The sequence below is a fragment of the Cupriavidus sp. 10L43_2 genome (genome assembly GCF_056395265.1).
The window spans coordinates 1-21,220 of record NZ_JBFTJE010000012.1 but is presented as its reverse complement, the minus strand read 5'-3'; the positions used below and the strand labels follow the sequence as shown (position 1 = coordinate 21,220).

Genomic DNA, 21,220 nt, shown 5'->3' with positions numbered 1-21,220 from the left:
TCTGCTTCGGTCATTCGGCGGTGATGCCGCGCTGCTTGATCAATTTGGCCCACATCGGCATTTCGCGCTCCAGGCGCTGGCGGGCGGCTTCCGGCGTGGTCGGGGTGGGCTCGAAGCCTTCCTTGACCATGCGCTCCTTGGTGGCCTGCGCGGCCAGCGCGCTGTTCAGCGAGGCATTGAGCTTGTCGATGATGGGCTTGGGCGTGCCGGTCGGGGCGAAGACCATGAACCACGTCTCGAACTGGTAGTCGGGCAGGCCGGCTTCGGCGGCGGTCGGCACATTCGGCAGCAGGGCCGAGCGCTTGGCGCCGGTCACCGCCAGCGCGGTCAGCTTGCCGCCCTGCACGTGCTGCTGGGCGGCGGAAATCACCGGGAAGCTCATGTCGACCTGTCCGGCGATGGTGTCCACCAGGGCCGGGCCGCCGCCGCGATAGGGCACGTGGACGATCGACACATTGGCGACGGACTTGAACAGTTCCGCCGACATATGGAAGGTGCTGCCATTGCCGGCGGAGCCGTAGGTCAGCTTGCCCGGCGACGCCTTGGCCAGCGCAATCAGTTCCTGCAGATTCTTGGCCGGCACCTTGTTGTTGACCACCAGCACGTGCTGCGAGCTGGCCACCATGCCGATCGGGGCCAGATCCTTCAGCGTGTCATACGGCATGCGCGGGAACAGGCCCGGGTTGATGGCCAGCGAGACGGTTTGCAGGCCGATGGTGTAGCCATCCGCCGGCGACTTGGCGACGGCATCCACGCCGATATTGCCGCCCGCACCGGCGCGGTTCTCCACCACGAGGGTGCCGCCGAGGCTCTTCGACCAGGCTTCCGAGATCAGGCGCGCGGCGATGTCGGCGCTGCCGCCGGGCGCGTAGGGCACGATCAGGCGAACCGGGCGTTGCGGGTAGGACTGGGCCGAGGCCGTACCCACGATGGTGGTGCAGGCGAGCAAGGCAGTGCAGGCGAGATGGCTGAGTTTCATGGGGTTGTCTCCTTTTGGATAGGTGTCGTTATGGCTGGCATCCTAGCATTTGCCTGCGGCGACATAATTTCGGTCGATGCACTTCATTCGTGCCTCAATTTCATGAATGCGATGTGCACCCGCGCCACACCCAAGGGCCATCCCCTAGTTGACTTCGTTTTTCATGGACATAAAATCAGTTTCACAAACATGAAAAGAGGCGCCCGTGATGCCACGCGGCGACCGATGTCATTCCCTGTTGGAGACAAGCCCTTTATGACCCAAGCTTCACCCGCATCCGGGCCGGTGTACTTCGTCCGCACCGAGGACGTTGCCGGCTACCACCCCGCCAATCACGTCGGCACGCTGAACCGCCGCATCATCGGGCGCGAGAACGTCGGCGCCACCCAACTCGAAGTCATCCACGGCACCATCGAACGCGGCAAGGGTGCGCTGCCCCACGCGCACCCGGGCATCGAACAGGTCTGCTATGTGCTGGAAGGCCGTGCGCGCGCCGAAGTCAACGGACAGTCCCAGGAACTGGGCCCCGGGGACTGCTGCTTCTTTCCCGCCGAAGCGATGCACGTCTTCACGGTGATCAGCGACGAGCCCGTCAAGCTGCTCGTGGTCTACGCCCCGCCTTACGAGGAATCGCCGGACCGCGTCATCCGTCCCGCCTGAATCCGCGCCGCCTGCCTATATAAGAACCCGAGGAGACCTCCATGCCGACTTTCCGTGCGCGGCGCGTGCTTGCCGCCGCCATCGTGGCGTTGCCCGCGCTGGCAACGCTGTCGTTTGCCCCCGCCGTTCAGGCTGCCGATAACTGGCCTAGCCGCCCGATCCGCCTCGTCGTGCCGTTTGCGGCCGGCAGCGGCACCGATGCCGTGGCGCGCATCACGGCCAAGGAGTTGGGCGATGCGCTCGGCCAGAACGTGGTGGTCGACAATCGCCCCGGCGCCAATGGCGCCATCGCAGCGGAGCTGGTGGCGCAGGCGGCCCCTGACGGCTACACGCTGTTCATGACCACCAACACCACGCATTCGGCCAATCCGTCGCTGATGAAGAAGCTGCCCTACGACCCGATCAAGGACTTCACGCCGGTCGGCCGCATGGGCAACCTGCCGTTCATGCTGGTGATCAATCCCAAGCTGCCGGTGAAGACGGTGGGCGAGCTGATCGCCTATGCCCAGGCGCATCCGGGCATGTCCTACGCCAGCGGCAACAGCACTGGCATCGTCTCCGGCGCCACGTTCTCGCGTCTGGCCAAGCTGGACCTGCTGCACGTGCCTTATAAAAGCACACCGCCGGCCATGACCGACGTGATTGCCGGCCAGGTGCCGATGATGTTCGTCGACGTGGCCGCCGGCATCGCCAACGTGAAGGCCGGCAAGATGCGCGCGCTGGCCGTGACCACCGCGCAGCGCAGCCGCCTGCTGCCGGACCTGCCGCCGATTGCCGATACGCCGGAGATGAAGGGCTTCGACATCACATCGTGGAACGGCGTGTTCGCGCCGGCCAAGACGCCGCAGCCGATCGTCGAGCGGGTCAATCGCGAGCTGTCGCGCATTGCGTCGAGCAAGGAGGTGGCGCCGCGCTTCGAGGCGCTGGGCTTCGAGGCCTTCGGTCAGACCCCGCAGCAGTTCGCCGGCTTCGTGGCGGGCGAGCTGGTCAAGTGGACCAAGCTGGTGAAGGACGCCGGCATCCAGCCGGAATAACGCGAGACGCCGATGAACTTCGAAAGGACACCTGAACAGAACGCCATCGTCGAGGCCGTCAGCCAGCTATGCAGCGACTTCGGCCCCGACTACTGGGCCGGGCTGGACCAGCGCCACGCGTTTCCCGAGGCGTTCCACAAGGCGATGGCCGGCGCGGGCTGGCTCGGCATTGCCATGCCGGAGCAGTACGGCGGCGCGGGGCTGGGCATTACCGAGGCGGCGCTGATCATGCAGACCGTGTCGGCGTCCGGGGCGGGATTCTCGGGCGCGTCCGCCATCCACATGAACGTGTTCGGCCTGAACCCGGTGGTGGTGTTCGGCACCGAGGCCCAGCAGGCGGCCGCGCTGCCGCCGCTGATCGCCGGGCAGGAGAAGGCCTGCTTCGCCGTGACCGAGCCGGACGCGGGGCTCGATACCACCCACCTGAAGACGCAGGCGGTGCGCACGGCGGACGGCAGCGCCTATCGCGTGGATGGCCGCAAGATCTGGATCTCCACGGCGCAGGTGGCCACGCGCATGCTGCTGCTGGCGCGCACCACGCCGCTGGAGGCCGTCGCCAAGCCCACGCAGGGCCTGAGCCTGTTCTACACGGCGCTGGACCGCGAGCACATCGAGGTGCGCGAGATCGACAAGATGGGCCGGGGCGCCGTGGACTCGAACATGCTGTTTATCGATGGCCTGATGGTGCCGGCGGCGGACCGCATCGGCGAGGAGGGCAGGGGCTTCGAGTACATCCTCCATGGCCTGAACCCGGAGCGCATCCTGATTGCCGCCGAAGCCGTGGGACTGGGCCGCGCTGCGCTGGAGGCCGCCACCCGCTACGCCCGCGAGCGCATCGTATTCGGCCGGCCCATCGGCCAGAACCAGGGCATCCAGCATCCGCTGGCGCAGGCGTGGATGGCGCTGGAAGCCGCCGACATGATGGTGTGGAAGGCCGCCTGGCTCTACGACAACGGCAAGCCGTGCGGCGCCGAGGCCAACGCCGCCAAGTACCTGGCCGCCGAGGCCGCGCACCAGGCGTGCCAGACCGCCGTGCTGACGCTGGGCGGCATGGGCTATGCGCGGGAATACCACGTGGAGCGTTACCTGCGTGAGTCGTACATCCCGCGCATCGCGCCGGTCAGCGCCCAACTGATCATGTGCCATATCGCCGAGCGGGTGCTGGGGTTGCCGAAGTCGTACTAGTCCTATCGCGCGGGAACGCGAGAGGCGTGTCGAAAGCAGTGTCGAAGGCAGTATCGAGAAAAGCAGGAAAAGAAAAAGCCCCGGTGCACACGCGCCGGGGCTTTCTCATTGCAGGGTTTCCCACGGCCGCGCCATGACGATCGGGGAGATCTGACATCGTTGTGTGCCGCGATGCCTTTCAGCGATGAAAACGTCCGCTCATCGTTGAAAAACACAACAGCCGATGCTCATGGCGCGGCGCGCGGCGGCATATCCTTCCCATCTTCAAGCATATGCCGCGCTAGCCTGGACGACCCTGCCCGCCATCCAGACCGCGGAAAACGTTACTTCATCAATCCGTTACTTGCAGCGTTACTTGCCAAGCTCGTGGCCAATCACGCCACCCACCACGGCACCACCCACGGTGCCTAGCGCGCTGCCGTTGGTCGCTTCGTGTCCAACGACGCCGCCCGCGACGGCGCCGGTTGCCGTGCAGCCCGAGAAGGCCCAACAGCATGCGCCCACCGCGAGCGCGCCAGCCAGTCGTTTCCACATGGTTGCTCTCCTGCATTCCGCGGGCCGCGTCGCATTGCCTAGGTCTTGCAGATTTGCGATGCGGCGCTTCCGCCACGACTCAAGAATAGGCGGGGCGCTGGGCGCAGCCATTCCGGCGCGCGCCGATTGGGATGTAGGAATTGTCGGACGGCGGGCGGGCCGGGTCGGCCTCGTGTCAAGCCCTCGGCAAGCTGGGCGCAAGCCGGGTACAGGTCGGATATCAGCGCGCAAGCAGGGAAAACGGGGGAGGCGGGCCTAGCGCAATCCCGCTAAAGTCTGGCCTCCATCCGCCGATAACCTTACTGATAACGGGAATTGCACGCTCGCGCGGCGCCACCCCTCAGAATTCCGGCTCTCCAAGCCACTGCTTCGTCACGCGCCACCATGATTTCCCCGAGCTACGACGCGCTTCTCGTCTTGTTTTCCCTGTTGGTGGCCATCCTCGCGTCCTATACCGCGCTGGACCTGGCCGGCCGTATCGCCACTGCGCGCGGACGCTATGCCCATATGTGGCTGGCCGGCGGCGCGGTTGCCATGGGGCTGGGCATCTGGTCGATGCATTTCGTCGGCATGCTGGCCTTCCGGCTGCCGATTCCACTGGGCTACGACCCCGCCATCACGGTGGGCTCGCTGTTGATTGCCATCGTCGCCTCGGCCTTCGCGCTGAAACTGGTCTGCCAGGAACACCTGCCTCGCCGCCGGCTGGTGATGGGCGCGCTGGTGCTCGGCGCCGCCGTGGCCAGCATGCACTACACCGGCATGGCCGCGCTGCGCATGCAGCCGGGCATCCAGTACGTGCCGTGGCTGTTCGTGCTGTCGATTGGGATCGCGGTGGTGGCCTCGGGCGTGGCGTTGTGGATTGCCTTCCGGCTGCGCCGGAACATGCCGCGCATCCACCAGTTGCGCCTCGGCGCCGCCGTGGTGATGGGCGGGGCCATCGCCGCCATGCACTACACGGGCATGGCAGCGGCCCAGTTTCCGCTCGGCAGCGTGTGCGGCGCGGCCCGGGACGGCGTGGACAGCGGCTCGCTGGCGCTGCCCATCCTCGTCGTCACGGTCTGCGTGCTGGCGGTGGCGCTGATTACGTCGGTCCTCGACATGCGGCTGGAAATGCGCACCGCCATGCTGGCACAGGCGCTCGGCGTGGCGAATAAGGAACTCGAATTCCTCGCCCTGCACGACAAGCTCACCCATCTGCCGAACCGCGCGCTGCTGGACGACCGCTTCGCGCAGGCCATCCAGGCCGGCGCCAGCCAGCATGCGCGCTTTGCCGTGCTGTTCGTCGATCTCGACGGATTCAAGGGCGTCAACGATACCTACGGCCATCACGTGGGGGACGGCCTGCTGGTGGAAATCGCCCGGCGGCTGCGCTCGGCGGTGCGCGCCGATGACACCATCTCGCGTGTGGGCGGCGACGAATTCGTGTTGCTGGTGCGCATCGACGAACCCGAGGACGCCGGCGTGATCGCCGAAGGGCTGCTGGAAGCGCTGCGCGAGACCGTGCAGGTGGCCGGCCATGCGCTGCATGTCTCGGGCAGCATCGGCATCGCCCTGCATCCGGCGGATGGGCAGGACCAGGACGCGCTGATGTCCAACGCGGACGCGGCGATGTATCACGCCAAGGCCGCCGGCCGCAACGCGTACTGCTTCTTCGAACGCTCGATGAATCACCAGGCGCGCACCCAGCAGGCGCTGATCCAGGATCTGCGCGGCGCGCTCAAGCACGGGCAGCTACAGCTGCACTACCAGCCCAAGTTCGCGGCGGCGGGCGGCGAGCTGGTCGGCGCGGAGGCGCTGCTGCGCTGGAACCATCCCGCGCACGGCATGCTGATGCCGGACCAGTTCATCACGCTGGCGGAGAAGACCGGCGCGATCGTGCCGATTGGCGCCTGGGTGCTCGACGAGGCGTGCCGCCAACTGGCCGAGTGGCACGCGCTGGGCCATACGAGCTGGTCGATGGCGGTCAACCTGTCGGCGCTGCAGTTCTGCCATGCCGGCATGGTCGAGTCGGTAGGGGAGGCGCTGGCGTGCCACGGCGTGCCGCCGGCCAGCCTGACGCTGGAGATCACGGAGTCCACGGCCATGCGCGACGTGGAGGCCAGCCTGGCCATCCTCACGCAACTGGACGACATGGGCGTGCGCATCGCCATCGATGATTTCGGTACGGGGTATTCGAGCCTGCTGCACCTGAAGCGGATTCCGGCCAGCGAGCTGAAGATCGATCGTGGCTTCGTGCGGGATCTTGCGGAGGATACGGAGGATGCGGCCATCGTGTCCGCCATCGTGGCGCTGGGCCGCACGCTGAAACTGCAGGTGGTGGCGGAAGGTGTGGAAACGGCCGCGCAGCGGACCTTCCTTGCCGATCTGGGCTGCGACGCGCTGCAAGGCTACCTGTTGGGCCGCCCGATGCCCGCGTCGCAATTTCCCGGCGTGGAGCAGGCGGGCTGAAGCCGCCTGCGCGCGAGGGAGGGGTGTCGATCAGGCGCCGCTGTCGAACGCGTCACGCGGGCCGGTAGCGCTGAACGCACCGTCCACGAACGGGCTGCGGGTGTCGTGCACGGCGCGGGCGCCGTCGGAATAGACATCGCGCGCACCCACACGGGCCCCGTCGGTGAACGGGTCGGTCGAGCGCGGCGCGGCGTTGGCGAGACCGGCGGTGCCGGCCAGTGTGGCGGCCAGCGCGGCGTAGGCGATGGTTTGTCGGATGGTTTGTCGGATAGAAGGCATAGTGAGACTCCGTTGCGTGTCCCAGGGAGGCGGGAAACTGCGTTGGGCCGCGCTGCGTGGCGCCGTTCTTGACGACGCGCACCGGCTGATGGCGACCATGGCAGGCAGTCTAGAAGCGGGCCCCCGACGCCAAGATGACCCATCCATGACAATGCTGTCATGCAGCAATTCCAGCGGTGTGACGATGTGCCGCCGCACGAAATGCGGCGGGGGCGGAGCAAACACCCTGTAGAATCCGTACTGGCCCAGCCGTTCAGGGCCATTCCCCCAAAAAGGTCTTTCACCAGCCCGCCCATCTTGCGGCGGGCGCCGCACGATAGTCATGTCCGAGTCTGATGCAGCCAAACTAGCCGCGGTAGCGTGGATCCGCGAGCAAATGGATCGCCATGGCCTGACGTTCGACGATCTGGTCGAAGCAGGTTGCTTTGCCGATAGCGAAGACGGCGACGCCGTCACCGTGGAAACCGACGTACCCCCCACCATCGCCGCCCAACCCGAAGTTGCGCGCGTACGGGTGCTCTACCGCAATGCGATGGGGCAGACGTGGGACGGTACCGGCGAATATCCCGACTGGCTCCAGCGCGCAGTCAACGCGGGGCAGTCGATCGATTTTTATCGCGTGGACTGAGCGCCACGCGGGCAGGGTTCAGCAGTGAGGGGCCGGGCGCTCGACCGGCCGCGGGACGTAGGCCGCTGAGGTCGCGAACGCCGCCGGCGAGGCCATCGGCATGGAGTGTCGATGATGCTCAAGCGCCACACGCGGCAGTTCCGCGAGCACGGGCAGGGGCGCCGGCAGGTTGGCCGCGCTGGTCGCCTCGGTGCACTGGGCCGCTTCCGTGTTGGCGATGGCGGCTTCGGCCTCGGCCTTGATGGCCACATGCCGTTCCGACATCGACAAACCGGCCACTTCCGCTACGCTGGAGTCCACGACCGCCGCGCTCGCGCCGGAAACGGGCAGGGTGGACAGGGCAAGGTACAGCAGGGAGAGGGCAGGCAGGCGTTTCATTGCGGGATCTTGGGGGCGGCGCGCCAGACGGGACGCACAGGTGGCGTCCTTTCATCATGGCAGCCCGCATTGTACTGGGATTCCACCCGTCAGAACGCTGGCGCCAAGATGACATTCCTGCAATCTTCGCCCATTGCGTACCAACCTCGGCTAGTGTCGTGGATTCCCCCCGCAACCCATGGCTGTTGTCAGTGAATTCCCATGCGCATCCTGATTGTTGAAGACGAACCCAAGGCCGGCGACTACCTGCTCAAGGGCCTCACGGAATCAGGTTTCGTGGCCGATCTCGCCCGCGACGGCGTGGACGGCCTGGGCCACGCACGCGAGCAGCACTACGACCTGATCGTCCTCGACGTGATGCTGCCCGGCATGGACGGATGGCAGGTGCTGCGCGAACTGCGCCGCGACAAGGACACCCCAGTGCTCTGCCTGACCGCTCGCGACGAATTGTCCGACCGCCTCAAGGGCCTGGAACTGGGCGCCGACGACTACATGGTCAAGCCGTTCGCCTTCGCGGAACTGGTGGCGCGCATCCGCACCATCCTGCGGCGCGGGCCGCTGCGCGAGAGCGAGTTCATGGAAGTGGCCGATCTCCAGATCGATGCGATCCGGCGCCGCGTCTCGCGTGCCGGGCAGAAGATCGATCTCACATCGAAGGAATTCGCGCTGCTGCAACTGCTGGCGCGGCGCCGGGGCGAGGTGCTCTCGCGCTCGCTGATCGCCTCCCAGGTCTGGGACATGAACTTCGACAGCAATACCAATGTGGTGGATGTGTCCATCCGCCGGCTGCGCGCCAAGGTGGACGATCCGTTCCCGCGCAAGCTGATCCACACGCGTCGCGGCATGGGCTACGTGCTCGACGAATCGGACGAGGGCTGAGCGGCGATGGCGCGTCGCTGGCGACGAATGCTGGGCCGCCTCTCCGGCGCGCTCCCGGTTTCCCTCACGGCGTCCCTGACCACGCGGCTGGCGCTGGCCTATGGCCTGACCACGGCGCTGATCCTGGTCGGCGTGGCCGCCTACCTCTCCAGCGCGCTCGACAGCCAGCTCCAGGCGCGCGACGAGAGCGAACTGGTTGGCGAGATCCTGCTCGTGCGCCACTTGCTGCGCGAGGTGGGCGACGAAGCCGATATCCGTGCCGACACCCACCGCTTTGCCGATATCGCCATGGGCCATGAGGGCCTGATCCTCGTGGTGCGCACGCGGCAGGGCGAGCCGCTGATCACGCTGAATCCGCGCAACGAGTCGGTGCCGCCGCTGCGCGTGCTGCCGGCTAACGCCGCGCCGGACAAGGGCATGCTCCAGACCTGGTATCCGCGCAACGGCGTGCCGTCGCGCGGCATGGCGGCGCTGGGCGTGCTGGGCAATACCGACCGCGCCGTGGAGATCATCGTGCTCAGCGATGCCGGTTACCGCGTGGCGCTGATGAGCGAATACCGCAGCCAGCTACTGGGCGCGGTGCTGTGCGGCGCGCTGGTGGCGGCGGCGCTGGGCTACCTGCTGGCGCGCCGGGGCCTAAGGCCGCTGCGCCGCATGGCCGGCGACGCGGCGGCGGTGACCACCAGCCGGCTGGCTACGCGGCTGGACGTGGGCGGCGCGCCCGAGGAGCTGCGCGAACTGGCCGGCGCCCTCAACGGCATGCTGGCGCGGCTGCAGGACAGCTTCACGCGGCTCTCGGCATTCTCGGCCGATCTGGCCCACGACTTCCGCACGCCGATCAGCAACCTCGTGGGACAGACGCAGGTCACGCTGGCCCAACGCCGCAGCGCCGCCGAGTACGAATCGCTGCTCGAATCGAACCTCGAGGAATACGAGCGGCTGGCGCGGATGATCGAGAACATGCTGTTCCTGGCCCGCGCGGACAACGCGCAGGTGGCGTTGGGGGCATGCGAACTCGACGCCCGCGCAGAACTGGACAAGGTCGCCGAGTACTTCGAGGCCGTGGCCGCCGACCGCGACGTCACGCTGGCCGTGTCGGGCGTCGCCACGGTCACGGCCGACCGCACGCTGCTGCGGCGCGCCATCATCAACCTGCTCGACAACGCCCTGCGCCACGCGCCGGCCGGCAGCACCGTGCGCGTGGCGGTGGGGCGCGGTCGGCCGGGCTTTACCGACATCCGCGTGGCCAACGACGGCCCGGCCATCGCGCCGGAGTCGTTGCCGCACCTGTTCGGGCGCTTCTACCGCGCCGACCCGTCGCGCCGCAATTCAGCCACCTCCACGGGGCTGGGGCTGGCCATCGTCGATACCATCATGCGGCTGCATGGCGGCAGCGTCACCGTGCGCAGCGATGCGGTACAGACCGAGTTCGAGATCGACTTTCCGGACGCGTTGACCGGCAGCAAGGCCGGCGCATAATTGACGGCGCCCGGATCTGGGCAACCCACGTGACGTAAAGGAGACCGATATGCAGGTACAACCGTATCTCGATTTTGGTGGCCGTTTCGACGAGGCGATGGCGTTCTACGGCAAGGTGCTCGACGCCAAGGTGACGTTCCTGATGCGCTACAAGGAAGCGCCGCCCGGAGAGGCGCCCGCCTCGCCGGCCTGGGGGGACAAGGTGATGCACGCCAACATCCAGATCGGCGACAGCCAGATCATGGCCTCGGACGGCAGGGAAGGCGAGCCGTATCCCTTTTCGGGCTTCATGCTGTCCGTGGGCTACGTGCCCAACGCGGAGGGCAAGCGCATCTTCGAGGCGCTGGCCGAAGGCGGAAAGGTGCTCATGCCGTACCAGAAGACATTCTGGGCCGAAGGATTCGGCATGCTCGTCGACAAGTTCGGCATGAGCTGGATGGTCAACTGCGAGCACTAAGAGCAGGCCCGGCGGCGCCCAATCCCCCGCGCCGATGCGCCCACCGGTACAGCACCGGGAGGACAAGCAGCGTCAGCGCCGTCGATGACAGGATGCCGCCGATCACCACCGTGGCCACCGGGCGCTGTACCTCGGCGCCCGTGCCGGTGGCGATGGCCATCGGCACGAAACCCAGCGAGGCCACCAGCGCCGTCATCAGCACGGGCCTCAGGCGGGTCAGGGCGCCGGTTGTGACCGCCGCGTCCAGTGGCTGGCCGCCGTCCCGCAGGGTGCGGATGAACGACAGCATCACCAGCCCGTTCAGCACCGCCACGCCAGACAGCGCGATAAACCCCACCGCCGCCGAGATCGACAGCGGCATGCCACGCAGCCAGAGCGCCAGCACGCCGCCCGTCAGCGCGAACGGAATGCCGGTGAAGACCAGCAGGCCGTCGCGCAGATTGCCGAACATGGCGAACAGCAACCCGAAGACCAGCAGCAACGCCAGCGGTACCACGATGGCGAGCCGTTGCGTGGCCGATTGCAGCTGCTCGAACGTGCCGCCCCAGGCAATCCAGTAGCCGGCCGGCACCGTCACCCCACGCTCGACCGCGCTCATCGCCTCCGGCACGAAGCTGCCGACATCGCGCCCGCGCACGTTGGCGCTGACCACGATGCGCCGCTTGCCGTTCTCGCGCGATACCTGGTTCGGCCCCGGCGCAATCTCCAGCGTGGCGATCTCGCCCAGCGGGATGTAGCTCGTGCGCGCCTCGGCGCCCTTGGTTTCCGCGGCCGGCAGCGGAATCGGCAGGCGCCGCAGCGCCTCCACGTCGGCACGAATCCCTTCCGGCAGCCGCACGCCGATATTGAAGCGGCGGTCGCCCTGGTAGAACAGGCCGGCCTCCCGCCCGCCCACGGCAATTGCCACGGTTTCCTGCACATCGGCCATGTTCAGGCCGTAGCGCGCGGCGCGCGCGCGGTCGATGTCTACCGTGAGCACCGGCAGCCCGGAGGTCTGCTCCACCTTGACCTCGGCGGCGCCGGGCACGCGTTGCAGCACCTCGGCGATGCGCTGGGCGGTGGCGGCCAGCACGGCGTTGTCGTCGCCATAGAGCTTCACCGCCACGTCGCTGCGCACGCCAGAGATCAACTCGTTGAAGCGGAGCTGGATCGGCTGCGAGAACTCGTAGCGGTTGCCGGGCAGCTGCTCCAGTTCGGCTGACATGGCCGTGCGCAGCGCGTCGTACGAGCGGGATGGATCGGGCCACTGGTCGCGCGGCTTGAGCATGATGTAGCCGTCCGAGATGTTGGGCGGCATCGGGTCCGCCGCGATCTCGGCCGTGCCCGTGCGCGCGAACACGCGCTCCACCTCGGGAAACTTCGCCTTGAGCCGGGTTTCGATCTGCTGCTGCATCGCCACCGACTGCGTCAGGCTGGTGCCTGGAATGCGCAGCGCCTGCACGGCGAAGTCGCCCTCATTCAGGTTGGGGATGAACTCGCTGCCGAGCCGCGTGGCCACCAGCCCGCTCAGCAGCACGGCCACCACGGCGCCGGTCAGCACCACCGGCGTATTGGCCAGCGCGCGCGACAGCGCCGGCGCGTACCAGCGGCGCGCCCAGCCCATCACSCGGTTCTCCTTCTCCGCCACGCGGTCGCCGATGCACAGCGCCACGGCGGCCGGCACGAAGGTCACCGAGAGGATCAGCGCGCCCAGCAGCGCCAGCACCACGGTGTTCGCCATCGGGTGGAACATCTTCCCCTCGACGCCCGTCAGCGCCAGGATCGGCACGTAGACGATCATGATGATGAGCTGGCCGAAGACCAGCGGCCGCCGCGCCTCCCGCGCCGCCGCGAACACCTCCTCGAAGCGCTCGGCACGCGTCAGCGGCCGTCCGGCGGCCTGCCGCGCATGGGCCAGCCGCCGCACGCAGTTCTCGACGATGACCACCGCGCCATCGACGATGATGCCGAAGTCCAGCGCGCCCAGGCTCATCAGGTTGGCGCTGATGCCGGCCGCGACCATGCCGGTGAACGTGAACAGCATCGACAGCGGGATCACCATCGCCGTGATCAGCGCCGCGCGCAGGTTGCCGAGGAACAGGAACAACACCGCCACCACCAGCGCGGCGCCTTCCAGCAGGTTCTTCTTGACCGTGGCGATGGCCTTGTCGACCAGCACGGTGCGGTCGTAGACCGTCACCGCCCGCACGCCGGCCGGCAGCGACTTGTTGATCGCCACCATGCGCGCATCCACCGCGCGCGACACGGCGCGGCTGTTCTCGCCAATCAGCATGAAGACCGTGCCGAGCACTACCTCCCGCCCGTTGTCGGTGGCCGCGCCGGTGCGCAACTCCCGGCCCAGGCCCACATCGGCCAGATCCCGGATGCGGATCGGCTGGCCCTGGGCGGTGCCGACGATTACGTCGCGGATGTCGTCGATCGACTTCACCTGCCCCGGCGCCCGCACCAGGTACTGCTCGCCGCGCCGCTCGATATAGCCGGCGCCGACGTTGCCGTTGTTGCGCTCCAGCGCCTGCACCACGTGCTGGAGGGACATGCCGTAGGCCGCCAGCTTCTCGGGGTTCGGCGCCACGAGGTATTCCTTGGCGAAGCCGCCGATCGTGTTGATCTCGGTCACGCCCGGCACGGTGCGCAGCTGCGGCTTGATGAGCCAGTCCTGGATCTCGCGCAGGTCCGTGGCGGTGTAGGGCGTGCCGTCCGGCTTGCGCGCGTCGGGCTCGGCCTCCACGGTCCACAGGTAGATCTCGCCGAGGCCGGTCGAAATTGGCCCCATCTGCGGCGCCACGCCGGCTGGCAGCTGCGCGCGGGCGTCCTGGATGCGCTGGCTGACCAGTTGCCGCGCGAAGTGGATATCGGTGCCGTCCCGGAAGATCACCGTGACCTGCGACAGCCCGTAGCGTGACAGCGAGCGCGTCTGCACCAGCCCCGGCAGGCCGGCCATGACCGTTTCGATCGGATAAGTGATGCGCTGCTCGGATTCGAGCGGCGAGTAGCCCGGCGCCGCCGTGTTGATCTGGACCTGGACGTTGGTGATGTCCGGCACGGCGTCGATCGGCAGCCGGCCGTAGTTGTAGAAGCCCAGCGCGGCCATGACCAGCACGGCCAGCATGACCAGCCAGCGCTGGGCGATGGCGAAGCGGAGGATGCGTTCGAACATGTGTGGTCGCTCCGCTCAGTGGGCGTGCTCGGCGCCAGCCTTGCCCTGTTCGGCCTTCAGCACGAAGCTGTTGGCCGCCACGTAGCGCGTGCCGGCGGGCAGGCCGTCCGTGACCTCGATGCGCTGGCCGTCCGTGCGGCCGGTCTTGACCGTGCGCGCCGCGAAGCCGCCGGGCACCGCCACGAAGACCTGCGTGTGGCCATCGTCGGTCTGCAGGGCTTCGGCTTCGATCACCACGGGGGCGTCCACTTCGCCCGTATTGACGCTGACCGTGACGAACAGCCCGGGGCGCCAGGCCATCTCGGGATTGGCCAGCGTCACACGGGCGGTGGCCGTGCGGGTCTGCTGGCCGAGCAGGGCGCCCACGTAGGAGACCTTGCCGTCGGCGGTGCCGTCGAACGCGGTGGAAGTGACGCGTACCGCCTCCCCGAGCCGCACGTGGCCGAGATCCTTCGGCGCGATCACAAATTCGGCCCAGACCGTGGTCAGGTCGGAGAGGGTGAAGACGGCGGTGTCGGCGCCCACGGCTTCGCCCAGCGACAGGTGTTTCTCGACCACGATGCCGTCGAACGGCGCGCGCAGTTCGAAGCGGTTGATGCCGTCCGCCGAAGGCTTCGCGCCGATGGCGGTCAGCTTCTGCGTGGCGTTGCGCACGGCGATTTCGGCTTCCTGCAAGGCCGTGCGGGCGGCCAGGTAGTCCTGCTCGGCGGACACCTTGTCTTCCCAGAGCCGCTTCTCGCGCGCGAAGGTGCTGCGCGCCAGCTCCAGCCGGCGCTGGCCGGCCAGCCATTCGCTACGCAGTTCGGACAACTGCGAACTGGCGAAAACCGCCAGCAAGTCGCCCTTCTTCACCCGCTGGCCGAGGTTGGCCGCGACCGCCTCCGCCACGCCCGCCACGCGCGGCACCACGTGGGCGGTGCGGTCCTCGTTGAAGCGGATCTCGCCCGGGAACTGCACCGTGCTGCGGATGCGGCCCGGGCCGGCCGTGCGCAGCACGAGGTTGGCGTTGGCGATCTGCTCAGGCGTCATGGCGATCAGGCCGGGGGCGGCGGCTGGGGCCTGAGGCGCCGAGGCGGCGGGTGCCTGATTGCCGTGATCGCCGTGATCGCTGTGGCTGCCGTGGCCGTGGTCGTCATGCGAACCGCTCTCGCGGCCCACCAGCAGCAGCGCCAGCGCGGCGATCAGGCCGCCGATGACGATGGCCGCGATGGCCATGCCTTGTTTTCGTGTGAGGGTCATGGGAAATCCTTGCGGCGCGTCAGCGGCCGAGAATGCGGTCGATCGTGGTGGCGGCCTGCCAGGCATTGGCCACCACGCCGAGATAGCGGATGCGCGCCTGGAACAGCGTGCGCTGGGCGTCCAGTACTTCGAGATAGCTGAACTTGCCGGCCTCGAAGCCCTGCGTGGCGGCCTGATAGGCGCGCTGGGCGGCAGGGAGCACGGTGTCGCGTAGCGTCTGCGCTGAGCCGCGCGAGACGGCGAGTTGGCTGGTGGCCTGTTGGAGGTCGTGGTCCAGCCGGAGCCGCGTGGCGCGATAGGTGTCCGCCGCCTTGTCGGCCTGCCGGATCGCGGTGTAGAGGTTGCCCTGGTTGCGATCGAACAGCGGCAGCGGAATCGCCACGCCGAGCACCGGGTAGTAGCCACGGTCGGACGCGTTTTCGCGCTTGGCGCCAAGGCTCAGCGTCACATCGGGATACTGGCGGCTGCGCTCCACGTTGATCTCGGCCTGCCGGCGCGCCAGTTCGCGCTGGCTGGCCACGGTGGCGGGGGCGGCGTCGAGCGCTTCGCGCAGGACGAGGGCGTCCGGGCGCGCGGGCAGCGTATCGRGGCTGCCGTCCGCTTCGGCGAACTGGGGCGACGGGTTGCCCCACAGCGTGGCCAGCGCCTGCCGCGCGGCGACAAGCGCCGCATCGGCCTCGGCGCGCTCGAGTTCGGCATTGGCCAACTCCACGCCGGCCTTGGTTTCTTCCACCGGCGAGACCTTGCCGGCCGCCACGCGGCGCGCGGCCACGTTGGCGCCGCGCCTGGCGATGTCGACGGCACCCGCTGCCAGTCGCACGCGCTCCTGGGCCACCAGTACGTTGAAAAAGGCGCCGATGACGCTGGCGCGGAGGTCGGCTTGCGTAGCTTCCAGCTGCGCTTGCGCCAGTTCACGGGTGCGCTGGGCCACGCCGATGCGCGCGGCGCGCTTGCCGCCCAGCTCCACCGGCAGGTTCATCTGCGCCGTGGTGGTGCGGGTGGACTGGCGCGTGTCTTCCATCAGCACGGCCACTTCGGGGTTCGGTATCACGCGCGCCTGGGTGATGCCGCCTTCGGTGGCGTCAAGCTCGTGGCGGGAGGCGGAGAGCGTGGGGTTCTGCGCGATGGCCAGCGCCAGCGCGGTTTCCAGCGTCAGCGGGCCGGGTGGCTCCTGGCCGGCAGGCGGTGACACAGGTGGCAAGGCAAGCTGCGCGGCGGCATGGGGCAGGAGGCCGCACCACGCCAAAGCGGCGGCCATTGCCCAGGGCAATACAAGGTTTCTCATCGAATTTCACCGTTGCAAACAGGGAAAACCGGCGAGACGTCAGGCAGTCAGGGAAGGGGGATTGTCCGCGTCTCGCCGCTCAGGCGGGACGGGACCACTGGGGCCGGTCTGGGGCGCGCGCGGGGATCGAGCCGAAGCCCGCAACACGCGGCAGGTAGCGCACGGTGACGAAATGGTAGCTGCCGGGCAGGATGGCCTGCGCAATCACCCCGTGCGAGCCGGGGAAGTGGCAGGCGGCGCAGTCGGCGTCGGGCAGTTTCGGGGCCGGCTTGGCGGCGTCCTGATGGGCATCGGCGCCAGGATGCACATGGCTGTGATGCCCGATGTGCCAACTGGCGCCGTTCGCCGGCGTGCGCTCCTCATGGGCGCAATACGCCGCAGCACCGGCCCAGGCGAACTGGATCGGCAGCAGGATGGCGAGAAAGACGAGGAGCAGGCGACGCATGGCGGCCGATTATACGGGGCTGCCGCGCGGGCGCACGTGACAACCGTGTCATCTGTGGGGCTTCGCCCCGAAGGGTTGACCTTGTAGCGACTACAGGGTCTTCAATGACATCCATATCAGACCAACGCTCACCGCCATGGCTCGCCATACCGACGATCACGTGATGCCTCATGCACATGCGCACGACCACGATCATGCCCACGATCATGCCCATGCCCCTGCCGCCGAGCACGCCTGCTGTGGCGGCGGTTGCGGTACGGCAACGGTGTCGATGCCGACGCCCATCCGTAAGCCGAAGGCGGCCCCGGCCGGTACGCGCTCGGCCGCCTACCGCATCGAGGCCATGGATTGCCCGACCGAGGAAACGCTGATCCGCAACAAGCTTGGCGGCATGGCCGGCGTGGCTGCGCTCGACTTCAATCTGATGCAGCGCGTGCTGACCGTCCACCACACGCTGGATTCGACTGAGGGCGTGGTCAAGGCGATTGCCACGCTCGGCATGCATGCCCAGCCGCTGAATGCCGACACCCAGGCTGATGCGCCGGTCGCCGCCCCCGAAGCGCCCAAGCCCTGGTGGCCGCTGGCGCTGGCCGGCGTGGCGGCGCTGGGCGCCGAGGTGGCGCATTGGTTCGAATGGGGCCTGCCGTATGCGCCCGCCGTGCTGGCGCTGGCCGCCGTGCTGGTGTCGGGTCTGGGCGTCTACCGCAAGGGCTGGATCGCCATCCGCCACGGCAACCTCAATATCAATGCGCTGATGAGCATCGCCGTCACCGGCGCCATGCTGATCGGCCAGTGGCCCGAGGCGGCGATGGTGATGGTCCTCTTCGCGCTGGCGGAGCGCATCGAGGCCGCCTCGCTGGACCGCGCGCGCAACGCCGTGCGCGGGCTGATGGCGATGGCGCCCGAGCAGGCCACCGTGCAGCAGCCGGACGGCACCTGGCTGGCCGTGATGGCGCGCGACGTGCCCGTGGGCGCCGTGGTGCGCCTGCGCCCCGGCGAGCGCGTGGCGATCGATGGCCGCGTGCTGCGCGGCCAATCCGCGCTGGATCAGGCGCCGATCACGGGCGAGAGCGTGCCGGTCGACAAGGCCGTGGGAGACCCGCTCTACGCTGGCTCGATCAACCAGTCCGGCGAGCTCGAATACACCGTGACGGCGCCGGCCAGCGATTCCACGCTGGCCCGGATCATCCACGCCGTGGAGGCCGCGCAGGGCAGCCGCGCGCCCACGCAGCGCTTCGTGGACCAGTTCGCGCGCATCTACACCCCGGTGGTCTTCGCGCTGGCCGTGGCCGTGGCGGTGCTGCCGCCGCTGCTGCTGGGTGGCGCCTGGCTCGACTGGATCTACAAGGCGCTGGTGCTGCTGGTGATTGCCTGCCCGTGCGCGCTGGTGATCTCCACGCCGGTGACCATCGTCAGCGGGCTGGCCGCCGCCGCGCGGCGCGGCATCCTGATCAAGGGTGGCGTCTATCTGGAACAGGGCCGGCACCTGAAGTGGCTGGCACTCGACAAGACCGGCACGCTCACGCACGGCAAGCCGGTGCAGACCGATGTCGGCCTGCTGGCGGATGACCTGCCGCAGGCACGCGCGATTGCGGCGAGCCTGGCCGCGCGCTCCGACCACCCGGTCTCGCGGGCCGTGGCTGTGGCGGCCGAAGCGGAAGGCATCGCCCCGCTCGCCGTGGACGATTTTGCCGCGTTGCCGGGGCAGGGCGTGCGCGGCGGCGTGGCGGGTGTGACGTACTTCCTCGGCAACCATCGCCTGATCCACGACCTCGGCGCGTGCTCGCCGGCGCTGGAGGCCCGGCTGGAGGCGATCGAGCGGCAGGGCAAGACGCTCGTCCTGCTGGCGTCCGCCGGCGCGGATGGGGCGAACCCGCGCGCGCTGGCGCTGTTCGGCGTGGCGGATACGGTGCGCGACACCAGCCGGCAGGCTATCGAGGCACTCCACGCGCTAGGCGTGAAGACGCTGATGCTGTCCGGCGACAACCCGCACACGGTGCAGGCGATTGGCGCGGCGGTGGGGATCGACGAGGTGCGCGGCAATCAGCTGCCGCAGGACAAGGCAGACGCCATCGCGGCGCTGGCTGGGCAGGCGCACACGCACGGCGGCGGCGTAGGCATGGTGGGCGACGGCATCAACGACGCCCCGGCGCTGGCGCGCGCCGACATCGGCTTCGCCATGGGCGCGGCGGGCACCGATACCGCCATCGAGACGGCCGACGTGGCGCTGATGGACGACGACCTGCGCAAGATCCCCACCTTCGTGCAGCTTTCCCGGCGCACGGCGGCCATCCTCAAGCAGAACATCGCGCTGGCGCTGGGCATCAAGGCGGTCTTCCTCGTACTGACCGTGATGGGCCTGGGAACGATGTGGATGGCCGTGTTCGCCGACATGGGCGCCAGCCTGCTGGTGGTGTTCAACGGGCTTCGGCTGGCGCGGGGCGTGCGTTCGTGAACCTGTCCTCCAGTTCGTAACCGGTACTGCGCCCGCCGCCGTCTGTTTTTCGCAGCACCGCGCGTCAGCAAGTCGTTGATATCCCGCAGCGCCGTGTCAGGGGAACATTTGGCGATGGCCGCCCACTTGCTGCTGGTGAGCTTGCCGTCGAAACCATCGAGCAGTCGGTTGAGAAGCTTCACTTGCCGCTCGTTCAACGGCAGCATCGCCCAGTGACGCCAGAAGCGCGCCTTGGCCAGTACCGCGTCAAGGTTCAGGTGGGCGTGGTCGACTGCACGGTCCATTTGAGGAACAGGTGGGACTCGTCTTCGAGTTGATCGGCCGGCGGCGCCTCGAAATGCACGCGCTGGCGGCCAATGGGGCCCGAGACGACCTCCGCATCCGCAACCTATTCGCCGCAGGATATGCGGAGATTAGGGGGCTAATCTCCGCAAACCTACGGCTGGATGATCAGTTCCCCGCTGCGGCCGGCAATTTCGCCCCAGGTGACGGGCAGTTGCGGCAGGTCGGACCGGTCGAGGTGGCGGTAATAGGTGGCCATCGATACCAGGTCGTGGCCCTGCGCGCGCCAGCCGGCCAGCAGGCGCTCGAACACGGGTGCCAGCTTGCCGCCTTCCAGCTCCGTGTGGAGCGTGAAAATGTGATCGCCGGGGCCCTCGGTCAGGCGCAGCAGCGCGTGGTGGACGTTGTCCTCGGTGAGGTCGTCCACGCCGATCAGCTCGTCGAGCGTGGGTAGCGTGGTCGGCATCTGCACGTGGCGGCAGGGCTTGCCCGCTACGGTGGGGATGTACGGCGCGGTGCCGCGTCCGTCAGAGGCGTAGGCCATGCCCCAGTCGTCGATCTGCAGGAAGGCGTCGTCGTTCATTTGCCAGCCCGCCGCGCCGTGCGTGGTGGGCGGCGTGCCGAAGACCTCGACGAAGCGGCGGTGTGCGTGCTGCATCTGGCGGCGCGTCCAGGCGGCGTCGCGCGTGCGTACGTTGTCCTGCCAGTAGACGTGGTCCCAGGTGTGGATGCCGCACTCGTGTCCGGCCGCAGCGGCGGCGCGCATCTCGGCGGCGCCCTTGCGGCCGATGTCGGGCCCCGGCAGCAGCACGCCGTACATCAGCGTGCGCAGCCCGTAGTTGGACACCACCGACGTGCGCGACACCTTCTTCAGGAAGCCGGGCCGGAACACGCGCCGCAGCGCCCAGCCCGTGTGATCCGGACCGAGGCTGAACAGGAACGTGGCCTCCGCCTGCACGGCGGCGAGCATCGACAGCAGCTTGGGCACGCCTTCGCGGGTGCCGCGCAGCGTGTCCACGTCGACTTTCAGGGCAATGCGTGCCATGCCGTGCTCAGTGCGAGGCGTCGACCAGCGTACGCGCCTCCACCACCTTGTCGCGGTAGGCTTCGAAGATGCGGCGCAGCGCCTGCTCCATGTTCAGCTTCGGCTGCCAGCCCAGTTCTTCCATCGTGTTGTCGATCTTCGGCACACGGTGCTGTACGTCCTGGTAGCCCTTGCCGTAGAACTCGCCGGAGGACGTCTCCACGATCTTGGTCTTGCGGGCTTCTTCGGCGTACTCGGGGTAGTCGGCAGCCATCTTGAGCATCATCTCGGCCAGTTCGCGCACCGAGTGGATGTTGGCCGGGTTGCCGATGTTGAAGATCTTGCCGCTGGCCACGCCGTTCTTGTTCTCGATGATCTGCATCAGGGCCGAGA

General features: G+C 68.3%; 18 protein-coding genes and 2 pseudogenes. 9 read left to right on the top strand and 11 right to left on the bottom strand.

Annotated features, from left to right (window positions below):
- Positions 1–10: 10 nt before the first annotated feature.
- Positions 11–979: a tripartite tricarboxylate transporter substrate binding protein gene (locus AC1DEL_RS17320; protein ID WP_477113565.1), complete on the bottom strand. Its 969-nt coding sequence runs from the start codon at positions 977–979 to the stop codon at positions 11–13.
- Between the two features lie 255 nt (positions 980–1,234).
- On the opposite strand from AC1DEL_RS17320, the gene AC1DEL_RS17315 reads away from it, so the two are divergent.
- From AC1DEL_RS17315 to AC1DEL_RS17305, 3 genes are read left to right on the top strand one after another with little or no spacing between them, the layout of a single operon-like run.
- Entirely contained in the window at positions 1,235–1,639 is a 405-nt protein-coding gene (locus AC1DEL_RS17315; protein WP_477108125.1) for a cupin domain-containing protein, read from the top strand.
- 41 nt (positions 1,640–1,680) lie between these two features.
- A complete protein-coding gene (locus tag AC1DEL_RS17310) occupies positions 1,681–2,673 on the top strand; it encodes a Bug family tripartite tricarboxylate transporter substrate binding protein (protein ID WP_477113566.1) in 993 nt (330 codons plus the stop codon).
- Positions 2,674–2,685: 12 nt separating this feature from the next.
- Positions 2,686–3,858 (top strand): acyl-CoA dehydrogenase family protein, encoded by a 1,173-nt coding sequence (locus tag AC1DEL_RS17305; protein ID WP_092299904.1) that lies wholly within the window; start codon positions 2,686–2,688, stop codon positions 3,856–3,858.
- A 351-nt stretch (positions 3,859–4,209) separates the two neighbouring features.
- Here AC1DEL_RS17305 and AC1DEL_RS17300 read toward each other — a convergent pair whose 3' ends face one another.
- Positions 4,210–4,392 (bottom strand): glycine zipper 2TM domain-containing protein, encoded by a 183-nt coding sequence (locus tag AC1DEL_RS17300; protein WP_092299907.1) that lies wholly within the window; start codon positions 4,390–4,392, stop codon positions 4,210–4,212.
- A gap of 384 nt (positions 4,393–4,776) precedes the next feature.
- On the opposite strand from AC1DEL_RS17300, the gene AC1DEL_RS17295 reads away from it, so the two are divergent.
- Entirely contained in the window at positions 4,777–6,840 is a 2,064-nt protein-coding gene (locus AC1DEL_RS17295) for a putative bifunctional diguanylate cyclase/phosphodiesterase (RefSeq protein ID WP_092299910.1), read from the top strand.
- Positions 6,841–6,870: 30 nt separating this feature from the next.
- Here the strand turns inward: AC1DEL_RS17295 and AC1DEL_RS17290 are convergent, their stop codons facing one another.
- Positions 6,871–7,119: a copper resistance protein CopQ gene (locus AC1DEL_RS17290; RefSeq protein ID WP_092299913.1), complete on the bottom strand. Its 249-nt coding sequence runs from the start codon at positions 7,117–7,119 to the stop codon at positions 6,871–6,873.
- Between the two features lie 322 nt (positions 7,120–7,441).
- On the opposite strand from AC1DEL_RS17290, the gene AC1DEL_RS17285 reads away from it, so the two are divergent.
- Entirely contained in the window at positions 7,442–7,747 is a 306-nt protein-coding gene (locus AC1DEL_RS17285; protein WP_092299916.1) for an H-NS family nucleoid-associated regulatory protein, read from the top strand.
- Between the two features lie 18 nt (positions 7,748–7,765).
- Here AC1DEL_RS17285 and AC1DEL_RS17280 read toward each other — a convergent pair whose 3' ends face one another.
- Positions 7,766–8,125: a hypothetical protein gene (locus AC1DEL_RS17280; protein ID WP_477110476.1), complete on the bottom strand. Its 360-nt coding sequence runs from the start codon at positions 8,123–8,125 to the stop codon at positions 7,766–7,768.
- 201 nt (positions 8,126–8,326) lie between these two features.
- Between AC1DEL_RS17280 and AC1DEL_RS17275 the strand changes: the two genes are divergently transcribed.
- From AC1DEL_RS17275 to AC1DEL_RS17265, 3 genes are read left to right on the top strand one after another with little or no spacing between them, the layout of a single operon-like run.
- On the top strand, positions 8,327–9,004 hold the full coding sequence (locus AC1DEL_RS17275) for a heavy metal response regulator transcription factor (RefSeq protein WP_092299922.1): 678 nt from the start codon (positions 8,327–8,329) through the stop codon (positions 9,002–9,004).
- 27 nt (positions 9,005–9,031) lie between these two features.
- Positions 9,032–10,483, top strand: a complete 1,452-nt coding sequence (locus AC1DEL_RS17270) for a heavy metal sensor histidine kinase (protein ID WP_255370953.1) — start codon at positions 9,032–9,034, stop codon at positions 10,481–10,483.
- A 49-nt stretch (positions 10,484–10,532) separates the two neighbouring features.
- A complete protein-coding gene (locus tag AC1DEL_RS17265; RefSeq protein ID WP_441593438.1) occupies positions 10,533–10,940 on the top strand; it encodes a VOC family protein in 408 nt (135 codons plus the stop codon).
- On the opposite strand, the gene AC1DEL_RS17260 is transcribed toward AC1DEL_RS17265, so the two are convergent.
- From AC1DEL_RS17260 to czcI, 4 genes are all read right to left on the bottom strand, one after another.
- Complete coding sequence (locus AC1DEL_RS17260; protein ID WP_477110478.1) at positions 10,924–14,097, bottom strand: efflux RND transporter permease subunit; 3,174 nt, start codon at positions 14,095–14,097, stop codon at positions 10,924–10,926. The genes AC1DEL_RS17265 and AC1DEL_RS17260 overlap by 17 nt on opposite strands.
- A 15-nt stretch (positions 14,098–14,112) precedes the next feature.
- Positions 14,113–15,336 (bottom strand): efflux RND transporter periplasmic adaptor subunit, encoded by a 1,224-nt coding sequence (locus tag AC1DEL_RS17255; protein WP_477105898.1) that lies wholly within the window; start codon positions 15,334–15,336, stop codon positions 14,113–14,115.
- A gap of 19 nt (positions 15,337–15,355) precedes the next feature.
- Positions 15,356–16,621, bottom strand: coding sequence for a TolC family protein (locus tag AC1DEL_RS17250; protein WP_477159135.1), 1,266 nt, complete (start codon positions 16,619–16,621; stop codon positions 15,356–15,358).
- Between the two features lie 79 nt (positions 16,622–16,700).
- Positions 16,701–17,066 carry a cation efflux protein, CzcI family gene (czcI, locus tag AC1DEL_RS17245; protein ID WP_092299937.1) on the bottom strand — a complete coding sequence of 122 codons (366 nt, stop codon included), beginning with the start codon at positions 17,064–17,066 and terminating at the stop codon, positions 16,701–16,703.
- 136 nt (positions 17,067–17,202) lie between these two features.
- Here czcI and AC1DEL_RS17240 point away from each other — a divergent pair, with 136 nt between their 5' ends.
- Complete coding sequence (locus AC1DEL_RS17240; RefSeq protein WP_477126049.1) at positions 17,203–19,521, top strand: heavy metal translocating P-type ATPase; 2,319 nt, start codon at positions 17,203–17,205, stop codon at positions 19,519–19,521.
- On the opposite strand, the pseudogene AC1DEL_RS17235 reads toward AC1DEL_RS17240, so the two are convergent.
- The 3 genes and pseudogenes from AC1DEL_RS17235 to AC1DEL_RS17225 all read right to left on the bottom strand — a co-directional run.
- A pseudogene (locus tag AC1DEL_RS17235) lies at positions 19,484–19,805 on the bottom strand (DUF4172 domain-containing protein); the annotation flags it as partial. The gene AC1DEL_RS17240 and the pseudogene AC1DEL_RS17235 overlap by 38 nt on opposite strands.
- Before the next feature lie 152 nt (positions 19,806–19,957).
- A complete protein-coding gene (locus tag AC1DEL_RS17230; protein ID WP_477110481.1) occupies positions 19,958–20,848 on the bottom strand; it encodes a polysaccharide deacetylase family protein in 891 nt (296 codons plus the stop codon).
- Between the two features lie 7 nt (positions 20,849–20,855).
- Positions 20,856–21,220 (bottom strand): annotated as a pseudogene (locus AC1DEL_RS17225) (bifunctional UDP-4-keto-pentose/UDP-xylose synthase); the annotation flags it as partial.